Source organism: Flavobacterium sp. (genome assembly GCF_043722275.1).
Taxonomy (GTDB): Bacteria; Bacteroidota; Bacteroidia; order Flavobacteriales; family Flavobacteriaceae; genus Flavobacterium.
Genome location: NZ_JAYSPC010000021.1, coordinates 1 through 12,048, shown reverse-complemented (window position 1 = coordinate 12,048; position 12,048 = coordinate 1). Strand labels below are relative to the sequence as shown.

Annotated in this window: 9 protein-coding genes; 8 read left to right on the top strand and 1 reads right to left on the bottom strand. The window is 33.6% G+C overall.

What is annotated here, in order from left to right; genetic code table 11:
* Nucleotides 1-116 precede the first annotated feature (116 nt).
* Nucleotides 117-1,112, bottom strand: coding sequence for an SDR family NAD(P)-dependent oxidoreductase (locus tag ACHZDT_RS02915; RefSeq protein WP_394773165.1), 996 nt, complete (start codon nucleotides 1,110-1,112; stop codon nucleotides 117-119).
* 358 nt (nucleotides 1,113-1,470) lie between these two features.
* Between ACHZDT_RS02915 and ACHZDT_RS02910 the strand changes: the two genes are divergently transcribed.
* From ACHZDT_RS02910 to ACHZDT_RS02875, 8 genes are all read left to right on the top strand, one after another.
* A complete protein-coding gene (locus ACHZDT_RS02910; protein ID WP_394773164.1) occupies nucleotides 1,471-2,049 on the top strand; it encodes an RNA polymerase sigma factor in 579 nt (192 codons plus the stop codon).
* A gap of 222 nt (nucleotides 2,050-2,271) precedes the next feature.
* Nucleotides 2,272-3,120 carry a FecR family protein gene (locus tag ACHZDT_RS02905; protein ID WP_394773163.1) on the top strand — a complete coding sequence of 283 codons (849 nt, stop codon included), beginning with the start codon at nucleotides 2,272-2,274 and terminating at the stop codon, nucleotides 3,118-3,120.
* Nucleotides 3,121-3,269: 149 nt separating this feature from the next.
* On the top strand, nucleotides 3,270-6,506 hold the full coding sequence (locus ACHZDT_RS02900; protein WP_394773162.1) for a TonB-dependent receptor domain-containing protein: 3,237 nt from the start codon (nucleotides 3,270-3,272) through the stop codon (nucleotides 6,504-6,506).
* Nucleotides 6,507-6,951: 445 nt separating this feature from the next.
* A complete protein-coding gene (locus ACHZDT_RS02895) occupies nucleotides 6,952-8,259 on the top strand; it encodes a hypothetical protein (RefSeq protein ID WP_394773161.1) in 1,308 nt (435 codons plus the stop codon).
* A 64-nt stretch (nucleotides 8,260-8,323) separates the two neighbouring features.
* Nucleotides 8,324-9,181, top strand: a complete 858-nt coding sequence (locus tag ACHZDT_RS02890) for a T9SS type A sorting domain-containing protein (protein ID WP_394773160.1) — start codon at nucleotides 8,324-8,326, stop codon at nucleotides 9,179-9,181.
* Between the two features lie 57 nt (nucleotides 9,182-9,238).
* Nucleotides 9,239-10,027 carry a hypothetical protein gene (locus tag ACHZDT_RS02885; protein ID WP_394773159.1) on the top strand — a complete coding sequence of 263 codons (789 nt, stop codon included), beginning with the start codon at nucleotides 9,239-9,241 and terminating at the stop codon, nucleotides 10,025-10,027.
* 56 nt (nucleotides 10,028-10,083) lie between these two features.
* On the top strand, nucleotides 10,084-11,439 hold the full coding sequence (locus tag ACHZDT_RS02880) for a S41 family peptidase (protein WP_394773158.1): 1,356 nt from the start codon (nucleotides 10,084-10,086) through the stop codon (nucleotides 11,437-11,439).
* 34 nt (nucleotides 11,440-11,473) lie between these two features.
* Nucleotides 11,474-11,764: a hypothetical protein gene (locus ACHZDT_RS02875; RefSeq protein WP_394773157.1), complete on the top strand. Its 291-nt coding sequence runs from the start codon at nucleotides 11,474-11,476 to the stop codon at nucleotides 11,762-11,764.
* Nucleotides 11,765-12,048: the final 284 nt, after the last annotated feature.

Below are 12,048 nucleotides of genomic sequence, written 5' to 3'. Positions count from 1 at the left end.
TAAATTCTATATGAAAATCTGCGAAAATCTGCGTTTTTGCAAAGCAAATCTGTTTTATCCGCGTTCTAATTTATACAGTTTGTATTTTTAACTTAATTGCACCCAACGGGTAAATATTAACTAAAGTTAAATGTTATTCCTGTCATCTCCTCACTTAATTTCCATAATTTTTTAGCGTTTATTTCGTCCAGCGAATAGGGTTTAATTCCACCAATAATTGCTGGGTTTGAACTTAGAACTGCAATATCTGCATTTTCACAATAAACTCCGCCAATATTGTTAAGCAGTTCGCTTGTTGCTGCCCAAATAGTTGTTGCTGCTCCTTGCGGAATCGTTTTTAATGAAGCGGCAACTTCCGGTAAAATATTTCCTTCGGCATCGCTGAAACCTAATTTATGAAACAAATCAATTGGCGCTTCTCTTCCTAATTCGGTTTCACCAACGGAGCCGGGACATAATGAATAACTGCGCACATTATAGGCTTTTGTGCGGGTGTCTAATTCCATTGAAAAAAGATTAACCGCTGTTTTTGATTGTCCGTATCCTTGTAAAGTTTCATATTCGCGATTTAGAAAATTAGGGTCTTCAAAATCGAAATCGGAAAACTGATGTCCGCCAGAAGATACATTTACCACTCTTGCGCCATTGGCTTTTTTTAATGCGTTCCATAATCTTGCCGTAAGCTGAAAAAGCGCCAGATAATTTGTTGCTAATTGCGATTCATAACCTCGATCATCTCTGCGCAACGGCACCCACATAATCCCTGCATTGTTAATGAGTAAATGTAACGGTTTGCCTGAATTCAAAAACTTTTCGGCGAAAGCATCAATAGAATCAGGAATCATTAAATCCATTTTTTCTATTATTACATTTGCAATTCCGTCCAGATTTCTTTTTGCTTTTTCGATATCTCTGGCTGGAACAATTACTGTTGCGCCGGCTCCGGAAAGTGTTTTAACAGTTTCTAAACCTATACCTGTATTTCCGCCTGTTACAATGGCAATTTTTCCGGTAAGATCAATTCCGTTTATAACTTCGGCTGACGTAGATTTTGCATTAAATCCTGATCCTGTTGCTTTTTGCAATTTCCCCTGATAATTATTCTGTTCCATTTTTTTTAAAATTAAGTTATTTATATGGGACAAAATTAAAGGATAGAATACGTGGTCACTTTGTTTAAACGTCCGAATATACTTTGTTTAAACGTCTGTATTAAAAATACAATTGTATAAAGAGTTTATGGAAAGAGAATTGAATTTTTAAAAAAAAACAAACAAGATGTAATAGTAATGAAGGATTATGAAAAAGTTAGAATAAAATCTAACACATTCTATTTTCATTTTAATCATTTACAAAAATTAAAACGATATCGTAATATTAATAAATTATTAAATGACGAGATCTCAAAAATATCAATAAAGGTTTATTATACTTTTGTAAGGGTCTTCTTTAACAATTTAAAATTACATTATGAGTTCTAATTTGCTAATTAGCTTACGTGCCGGTGATGATTCCAGCTTTAAAGAAATCTATGATCTGTATCATTATAAAGTATTTTGTTTTGTTAAAAAATATACTGCACAACTTGCAGATGCCGAAGATGTAACTCAAAATGTATTTATTCATCTTTGGAAATACAGAACAAAAGTAGATCCGGCAATAGATTTAGAAGCTATTTTGTTTAAAAGCTCGAAGCAGGAAATTTCGAAATGGTATAAAAAACAAAACAGGATTTTTTCTGTAGAAGATGATCAGTTAATCAAAGAGCTTGATATTGCATCAGAAACAGATGATGATATTACTTCAAAACTCGAAGAAATAGAATATCTCTTAAATAAAATACCTGAAAAGAGAAGAAAAATATTCAGTCTTCATAAGTTTGAAGATCGAAGTTATAAGGAAATTGCCGTAGAGATGGACATGTCCCAAAGTGCCGTTGCAAATCAAATTTCAAAGACATTACAATTCCTTAGAAAAAATGCGGTAAAAAACCATGAACTTTACTGGTTTGCATTATTTTTCATAAGTCAGTCAGAATTGGTATTGTAATTCTGTTTTTTATTTTTTCCTGATTAATAATGAATGTCAATTCGCGTTTTTGCTGATTTTTCATCTTATTTACTTCAAAATTAAAGGGACGATAATCGTCACTTGCATTAAGAAAACGTTAACTGTAATGTTAGCCCGTGATATTTAATAGAGTGAAAATCTAATGTAGTTGAATCGATAAAATTCATGTCTGATTTTTTAAATATTAAATGTTAATTGTAAATGAAATCCAGAAAATTAAGAGAAGAGTGGAACGCCATTCCTAACAGGGGGATTCTTCCAAATGAAACTAACTCGCGTATGTGGAATAATATCCGCAATGTTACAATTGACAAGTATAAGAGTTTTTATAATTGGACAGCGGTTGCTTGTGTCGTATTTATTTTTTCGATTACAAGTTATCAGGTATTCACAAAAATGAATACTAATAAAGTTGAAGTTGCTGCTGCAAAAACTTTCAGTGATGATATTCGTCTTTTATGTTTATCAGATGGAACGCGTGTTTGGCTGAATGAAAATTCGGAAATTGAATATCCGGTTCAGTTTGCAAAAAATGAAAGAACGGTAACTTTAAAAGGAGAAGCTTTTTTTGAAGTAAAACGTGATCCTTCACGACCGTTTATTATTACATCGGGAAAAATCAAAACTACTGTTTTAGGAACATCATTTAATGTAAACGCATATAATGATAATAAACCTGAGGTAAATGTAAGAACCGGAAAAGTACGGGTTGAAAGCTTAAAAAATACTGTTTTACTGGAACGCGGTTATAAAGCAATTTACGGATCTGATAATTCATTACTTCAAAAGCGAAAAACAAACGTATTAGAACCGGAATGGAAAAAGGTTTTAATATATGTTGATGGATTAACCTTAGAACAAGTTTTGAGCAAGCTTAAATCAGATCATGAATTTGAGGTCAATTATCTCAGCGATGATTTAAAAAACCTGACTATTAAAGGAACTCTTGATACAAGGCAGGGTTTGTATGAAATGCTTCAAACCATTGCTTTTGCATTGGAAATTAAAATTAGATCTACGGGCAATAATACTTATTTAGTCAGTAAGTAAGTCAGCGCAAATTTATCGAAAAACTATTGTGGCTTGAACCAAGTATTAAAAACCTGGATTTAAGCGACCGGAAACCTGCTGAATTTATACGAGAATATTGGCGCTGATAATCATATTAAATTAATTACATAAACTAACAATCATCAATTATGAACAATGACATTTCCAGGCAATTTGCCTTTTGGATTTTATTTTTTGGATTTTTCTTCGGAATAAACAACATGTATTCGCAAACCGGAACTGTGTCGGTTGATTTTAAAAATTCATCTCCACAAAAAATTATTGATAACTTAAAATCCCGTACGCCTTATCAATTTGTGTATCAAAAAGATCTGGATTTGAGTTTGCCGCTTATTACACTTAAAAAAGATAATGTTTCGATAGATGAAATTTTAAGTGATTTACAAAACATGACAAATTTAAATTTTAGAAGAAACGAGAATAATATAGCCGTAAATAGTAAAGACGCGGGCAAAAAAAAAAGGAAAGGAAAAATAACCGGTAAGATTGTAGATGTCAACGGACTTTCGTTACCCGGCGTAAATATAAAAGTAGTTGAACTGGGTTTGGGCGCACAATCAGACATAGACGGTAATTATGTTTTAGAAGTAGAATCCGGAGATTATACAATTGAGATTAGCGCTATTTCGTTTCAGACACAAAAAATTAGTGATGTAAAAGTTCTCGAAGGCGGAGAAACGCCATTAGTAGTTTCTTTAAAAGAAGATACACAATCACTAAAGGAAGTTATCATTATTCAGGATTATAAAAAAGCGACGGCTTCGGTTGAAGGATTATTGTTGCAGCAAAAAAAATCGGCACAATTTTCTGATGGTATTTCTGCCGAGCAAATTGCGAGAACTCCGGACAGAGATGTGGCAAGTTCATTAAAACGTATTACAGGCGTAACAACTATAGGAGATAAATATGTTGTGGTGCGCTCTATGGGCGAACGATGGAACCAAGCTGTTATGGACGGAATTGCATTGCCAAGTACAGATGCGTACCAACAGAATTTTTCTTTTGATATTATTCCTACTTCGATTGTAGAGAGTATTATTGTGAGCAAATCTGCAACTCCGGATATGTACGCCAATTTTGCGGGAGGATATGTAGAGGTTAAGACTAAGGATATTCCTAAAGAAAATTTCACCAGTTTCTCGATAAGTACTTCTTATAATAGCCGAAGCACTTTTAAGGAACGCCTAACTAAGCAGGAAGGCGATTATGATTATTTAGGTTTTGATGACGGAAGACGTGATTTCCCGGGTGCAAACAATCTTTCAGCAGTAAATGAACCTTCAAGTGTAGTTGACCCAAGTCTTGCAATTAAAGAGTCTAAGCAATTTACTCAGGATAATTTTACGACTTATAAAACGTATGCTGCTCCCGGTACTACACTTCAGTTTGGTATAGGACGCGCTTATAAGTTAAAAGACAATAACAAATGGGGATTTGTAGGGTCTTTAATTTTTAAGAACACACAAGAAACATTAGATATAGAACAAACTGAGAGAGGAAATTATAAAAGTAATTCGGATTTTTTACCTGAAAACGAAGATAGGACATATTCTACTTTTACAAAATATGGTTTTAAGAACTCAGGAGCCAGTTATAATTATACGTCAACATTAGGCGGTATGTTTAATGCGGGAATTCAGCTTGGCAACCATAAAATTACCAGCCGCAATACCGTAATGCACATTTATAACAATCAATTAACTCAGATTTCGGGCTGGGATAATGGAACTGAGACTAGTGGAATACTTGATGGTACTTTATTAGCGCGAACATCTGAAACCAATTATCCTGTTTATACCACTTTTATTCAGAATAAAATTGAAGGTAATCATAAATTTGGCAAACTTGAAATCGATTGGTACGGAGCTTACGGCAATGTTACAAAAGATACTAAAGACGCTACATTTTTAGATATTGACAGAAAAAAAGTGGGTGACGATGTACTTGTTTATTATAACATTTATAATCAGGGTCAAAGTTTTAAAAGAAGTAATTTCACAAATGATGAAATTGATTATAATGCGGCAATCAATTTTAAATACTCTTTTAATTTTAGTGATTCTTTTACAAACGATATTAAAGCAGGTTATTTTGGGACTTATAAAAAGGCAACTAACCAGCAAGTATCTGTCAAGTTAGAAACCTTTGGTCAAAACACTGACCGAGCAAATATTTATAGTTCACTAACACAATTTTTAGACGGTTCAAATTATTACTACGGCGGTTTTAGCTGGTTTACCGGTCCTAAATATGGAAATCAATATGTAGGCGATATCAAAGTACATTCGCCATTTTTAATGCTGGACAATAAAATGAGCCGTTTTGTAAGATTGGTGTGGGGAGTTAGGGCCGAAAGTTACATTTACACACAAATTGAAAGTCAGTCTATAGCTGCCGGAGATTTTGATCAGGAACAAAAAGATGATAAGCTATGGCAATTTTTACCCTCAGCCAGCCTGATCATTAGTCCTACGAATAAAATGAATGTGCGTTTAGGATATAATAAATCTGTTTTGCGACCTCAATTTGCAGAACGTTTGAATATCCCATATTATGACCCTATTCGTTCTCTTTTTATATATAATTCCAGTGGCGGACTCGTTTCGAGTGTCTCCAATAATTATGACCTTAAAATGGAATGGTTTCCTTCTGGTGGAGAAGTATTGTCGTTTGGCGTATATCATAAAAATATAGACAATCCTATTGAAGGTGTTGGTTTTTTGAATACTTCCGGTAAAAGGGAAATCTACAATATGAATTCTTATAATGCAAAACTTTGGGGAATCGAATTCGAGTTTTACAAAAGCCTTTCATTTTTAGGAGAGGGCGAAACCTTAAAGCAGCTGTTTATTTACGGAAACGCTTCCTTAAATGATACAAAAGTGACTGCTTATACAGAAAGAGATGGAACAGGCGGGCTTTATAAAGCTAACAGACCATTGTACGGACAGTCGCCTTATAGCTACAATATTGGTTTAGATTATGTAGGGGAACGCCTTGGCTTTAGTTTAAGACGCAATGCCATTGGGGATCAATATATACTTGTTGGATTTTTATACGATGCCGAAGAAATTCGTAAACCATATGCAATAACAGATGCTCAGGTAAGCTACAAATTCTTTAAAGAAAGAAATCTGGAATTAAAATGCAGCCTGAAAAACTTATTTGATTCTGGTATAGAAACTTACAATAACGCTAATAGCTACAGTAAGGTATTAATACCATCTGCAGATTCTACTAACCCACGGGATCGATTTGGTAAAGTAAACGGAGCAACTGACAAATATGATGAAAACCTGGATCAGGAAATGTTTAAGGCAAAAAACGGCAGGACGATAAGCTTATCTGTTAATTATTCATTTTAAAATTCCTTAGAACTCTTCTTTTTGTAGCCAAATTCAAATGACGAGATATATTAAGAAACCGTTAACAATAAAAAAAGACATGATATTTTGGTTTTTCAAAAGCTAATGTAAGTAGTTATAAGTATCAGATTTGATTTTTGTTTAGTGCATTAAATAAAAAAGTAAAAATGAACTTTAAGATGTTCTTTTAAAATTTAAGTATTTGAAGTTCTTCTTTATAAGATAAAAATTTTAAAAGAATGGAAAGTAATCCTTTTCACTGCGTTAAAAAAAACCTATGAGTAAAAAGATGGAAGTATAGGTATAAACCCCGATGGTAAAGCGGGATCGTTTATTGAAAAAGATCTTTACCAAAAAAAGAGAAAGACCTAAGGAAAGATATTTTGCTGCTCTCTCCAAAGGCCTAGTTTGTAATAGCAGCAAATATAGCATTAATAAAATTATTATGAAAAAATTTTTTCTATGTGCAATGATAGCTCTGGCTGTGAGCTCTTGCCAAAATGATGATTCATCTGCTGATTCTTCTTTTTCAATGAAAGCTTCTGGTGCTGATTACACAGGATATCCTGCAACAGTACAAACTGTAAGTGGTGATATTACAACAAACACAACATGGACAAGCGATAAAGTTTGGGAAATTGATGGAGTAGTACGTGTAAAAGGTGGTGCTACATTAACAATTCAGGCAGGTACGTTTATTAAAGCAAAACCATTAGGAACAGGAGTTGCAACAGGAGTTTTGGTAATTACTAAAACAGGAAAGATAGATGCGCAGGGAACTGCAACCGCACCGGTTATTTTTACAAGTTATAATTTATTAGATGGCAACGCAGGAACAGTAGCGACTCCCGGAGATTTTGGCGGAGTAGTTGTTTTGGGTGATGCTCAGGTAAATAACGGTTCAGTTACTAACATTATCGAAGGATTAGGAGATCAGTCAGTGGTTTCTGATTTTTATTATGGAGGTTCTAATAACGCTCACAACGGTGGAGCTTTAAATTACATTCGTATCGAATATGCAGGACGTATTATAACTACACAAACTGATGTAGAAATCAACGGATTAACTTTTGGCGGAGTTGGTTCCGGAACTATCGTAGATCACGTTCAGGTATCATACGGAAGAGACGATTCATTTGAGTTCTTTGGAGGAACAGTAAATGCGTCACACTTAGTTTCTTTTGCACCGGATGATGACAATTTTGATTTTGATCTTGGTTTTACAGGAACAATCACAAAAGCTATTGCAATTGCTGACAGTAATTCTACTCATAGTTTAAGCGGAGGAAATCCGGATTCTAATGGTATTGAGTTAGATAACAATGCTGGAGGAACTGCTACAACACTTATTACACGTCCTGTTATCAATCAGTTATCAATCATTGGCGTAAGCTCAACTACAGTAGCAGATTTATACGAAAATGCGATTCACGTACGCAGAGCAGGGAACATAAGCCTTACTGATGTGACAGTTACAGGATACAACAAAGGAGTTAATTTTGAGTCTCCTTCATTACCAAGCGGTTCAGTTTATTCTAAAGTTTCTATTCATGGTTTTGATAATGTAGCATTACCTGTTGGAACAACTTTTACAGGAATTGGTACTGCAACTTCTACTGCAAACCCGGCAACAAAATGGGCTTTGACACAACCATTTTTTAATGATGGTGCATTGAATTTAGCTGGAGCTACAGGAGCATTCAAAACAGAAGCTGCGTGGACAAACACTTGGACTAAGTTTACAAATTTTTAATATTGGTTAATTAAAATTTTACATGGGCAGACTATTTCTGCCCATGTTTTTAAAAAATAAAAAAATGAAAAAAATTATACTTTTTATGTTTGTTTTGGTTACTGCAATTTCATCAGCGCAGGTTACTGTTTGGGAAGACGATTTTGATGATGCAGATTTGTCTGACTGGACTTTACTGGACAGGGATGAAGACGGAATAAACTGGATTGCAAGAAAAAATATCAACCTTGATGAAAGCGGAAGCGTAATAATCGATGGAGAACACAGCATTTTAGGAAATTATCTAATGGATCTTAATGATCTTAGCACAGTTGTTCGTTTAGTAGAAAACTGGGCGATAACACCGGCAATAAATTTATCACAGCAATCCGGTAAAAATGTACAGCTTATTTTAAATGCGCAAACCAGTATTTATGATACAAACCAGGATTTATTAGTATATGGCTCAACCTCAACAGATCCGGATACGTTTACACTTTTAGGTACTGTCAATTTACAAAGACAAACAGAGCTTGAAGCCGAATTTAAAGATTATAGCGTAGATATTTCTCAATTTGCAGGCGAAGCAGCCGTTTATTTAGCAGTTTCAAATGTAGCCGATGAAAACCTGAATTTTATAGGTTTTGAAATCGATAAAGTTTCAGTTGTAGCAGGAGGAAATTTAGGAATAGGCGATCATATCCTTGATAAAAATGTTTCGTTCCTGAAACAAAATCCTGTCAAACAAAATTTAGAATTGCAATTATCAGAGCAATTTCAGGATGATAAAACTTCTTTGAAAATTTATAATGCAGCAGGAAATCTTGTAAAAGAAACAAATTATAGCGAAAATATTGCTGTAGACAATTTACCACAGGGATTATATTTTCTGTTATTAACCAACGAAACAAATTCACAAACAATAAAATTTATTAAAAAGTAAAAAAAGGCAGCAAGTTTTATTTCTATATAAAATCGCTGCCTTAATAAAAATTATCACATGAAAAATAAGATTACAAAAGCATTTTTCCTTTCTGTTATACTTGCAATTTTAGGCGCTTGTACAAATGATGAATTAACGCCGTATTATGATCAGAGAAAAAGAGAAATTGGCAAAGTCGCGATACACGGTTATAACGCTTTAAACGATTCTATTCAAATGAGGGTAAACGGCAAATTGATTGAGATAGGAAAGGATAAAAACAATACAGCTTTCGTAAAAAAAATAGAAAAAGATTATGATTTTGTTTTTTTTAATGATGAGGTAAAAACTTTGGTAATAACCAATAAAAAAAACAGTCAAATACTGGGAACTTACCTTTTTACAAACCAAACGCTAAGTAGTTCCCTGTATTTTTATGCTAAAGAAGATTTATATATAGATGATGTTTCATTTTTAAAACCAGGCATATTAACCCAAACCGGTACTGCGGGTTTTAAGTTTTTATTTCCATCATTAAATAAATATTCGGGAAGCAGTTATAAAGGAACTTTGGACGGAATTATTACAAAAAGCAACGGTCAGGTTTTAGGTACCGTGAAAAATATCAGCAAAGATGCTCCAAGTGATTTTATCGAATTTGCTTTTAGCACGCCGGCAGCCATAAAAATGGAACTTGTAAAACATGGCACAAAGGAATCTTATATCACAGGTCAAAAAGTTATTGTGGCGCTGACCATGGCAAATAATAAATCAAAGCAAATTATTCTTGAAGAAAAACAAGATGCAAATGGCAAGTTCTCCGGCGTGGAAGGCGTGATTAATTTAGCCGATTTTTTTACTTTTTAATCTGCTAATTGTCAGAATTCAGGAATCAATATTTTTTTGGAAACAAAAATTAAAAAATGAAATACTTAAATTATAGCCGAATATTTATTTTTCTCTTATTGTCTTTTTTAATTCTTTCCTGCGAAAGTGATGATGCACCGACAATTTATAAGGAAGATTCAAATGAATATGTAAATAACTGGATGTACCAACAAATGAAAAAATATTACCGCTGGAGCGCAACAATGCCGGCTCAGGGTAATTTATCGGTAAATCCAAAAGAGTATTTTAAAAGTTTATTGCAAAAAGAAGATATTTATTCTTATGCCATTCATCCAGCAATGCCCGAAACTGCGCCACAAAGTCTCAGACGAAGCTTTGGTTTTGATGTATCTTTTGTTGAATTTGAAGGGAAATATTATGGCGTAATATTATATGTATTAGCAGATTCTCCTGCTAAAAATAATGGTTTGCAAAGAGGCCAGCTTATCACTAAAATCAACGGAACAGTTTTAACCGCAGGAAATTATGACCAATTGTATAAAAATATGATTGGTTCACAAACGCTAAGTCTGCAAACGACTTTATATTCTTCAAAATCCGGTTTTTCTGATCTTAAAGAAGTTTCGTTATTACAGGGGTTTAGTTTTTCACAGCCAATTGCGTATCAGGTTATTTCAGATAAAAATACTAAGATTGGCTATGTCGAAATTCCGCATTTTGATGTAGGTCAGGCACAACAATTTCTACAGATTTTTCAGGAATTAAAAAGCAAATCTATCACAGAACTTGTATTGGATTTAAGATATAATGGCGGAGGAGATATCGCATCTGCAACAGCATTAAGTATTATTCTGGCGCCAAATATTAAGTCAACCGATCTTTTTATAAAATTTGAAGGAAATGCTAACGGAGGAAATATCGACCAAACATTTGACCAGGCGTTAAAAAGCAATGAATCAAAAATAACTTTTGATGCGTTGCGAAGTGCTCATCCGTCGATAAACCGAATTTACATATTATGCGGAAATCGAACTGCATCAGCCTCAGAACTTATAATTAATAATTTGAAACCTTATATGAATGTGATCGCTCTTGGCGAAAAAACCTTTGGAAAAGATGTTGCCGGATTTCCTGTAGAAGATGACCGAATTGCAGGAACTAAAGGCTGGATATTATATCCGTCAATATATAAGTTGTTTAATTCCAGACACGAAGGCGATTATTCTAAAGGAATAAATCCTAATGTTTACGCAAATGAACTTCAGGAATTAGAAGTATTTCCGTTAGGTAATCGTTCAGAAATTCTATTAAGCGAAGCATTAGGAAACATTTCAGGAACTACAAGTAAAATGAAGGTTACAAAATTACGATTACATTCTCCGGCTCAAATCGATACAGATGTTGATCCATTGTTACGTTTTAATCCTTAATAAATTTAAAATTTTAGTCAATATTATCGTTATTATGCAAGGAATAAATTCTAAAGAGCATCGAATCTTGCTAAACGCATTTCATAAATTCGAACATCTTTCTACTATTTATAAAAATAAAATTGAAGAAGCGGAAGATGCCAGAACGCGAAAAGCCATGGAAGAACTTGATGCTCTATATGATAAGTTTCAGTTATTATATTCTGAACTCGAAAGATGCACAAAAGCTTATGAGGTCAAAAAAAAATCAACACGAAGCATTATCAACAGCAACATCAGAAAAATGAATCCTGTTACACAAAAAAACATTAATCTGTCGCGCTGAATTTGTAATATCACATTATTTTAAAAAATGAAGCTATATTAATTTTAACTGCAATGTCCGCTAAGATTTAATTTTACTTTACGCATAGAAAACACAAAATTCGCCAAGCTTTATGTTGATCCAGCTTTGCGAACTCTGTGTTTACTAACCGCAATGTGAGACAAAAAACTTTGCGATCTTTGCGGTAAAAATTTACCACAGACAACACAAAAATTTTACTTATAAGTTTCATAAAAAGCGCAAAGTTCTCAAAGCTTTGTATTGATCCAGCTTTGCGAACTCTG

Bases quoted from the DNA above. Each gene is read 5' to 3' on its own strand.
- ACHZDT_RS02875 (WP_394773157.1), top strand. From the start codon at position 11,474: ATGCAAGGAATAAATTCTAAAGAGCATCGAATCTTGCTAAACGCATTT.
- ACHZDT_RS02905 (WP_394773163.1), top strand. From the start codon at position 2,272: ATGAAATCCAGAAAATTAAGAGAAGAGTGGAACGCCATTCCTAACAGG.
- ACHZDT_RS02915 (WP_394773165.1), bottom strand. From the start codon at position 1,112: ATGGAACAGAATAATTATCAGGGGAAATTGCAAAAAGCAACAGGATCA.
- ACHZDT_RS02880 (WP_394773158.1), top strand. From the start codon at position 10,084: ATGAAATACTTAAATTATAGCCGAATATTTATTTTTCTCTTATTGTCT.
- ACHZDT_RS02910 (WP_394773164.1), top strand. From the start codon at position 1,471: ATGAGTTCTAATTTGCTAATTAGCTTACGTGCCGGTGATGATTCCAGC.
- ACHZDT_RS02890 (WP_394773160.1), top strand. From the start codon at position 8,324: ATGAAAAAAATTATACTTTTTATGTTTGTTTTGGTTACTGCAATTTCA.
- ACHZDT_RS02900 (WP_394773162.1), top strand. From the start codon at position 3,270: ATGAACAATGACATTTCCAGGCAATTTGCCTTTTGGATTTTATTTTTT.
- ACHZDT_RS02885 (WP_394773159.1), top strand. From the start codon at position 9,239: ATGAAAAATAAGATTACAAAAGCATTTTTCCTTTCTGTTATACTTGCA.
- ACHZDT_RS02895 (WP_394773161.1), top strand. From the start codon at position 6,952: ATGAAAAAATTTTTTCTATGTGCAATGATAGCTCTGGCTGTGAGCTCT.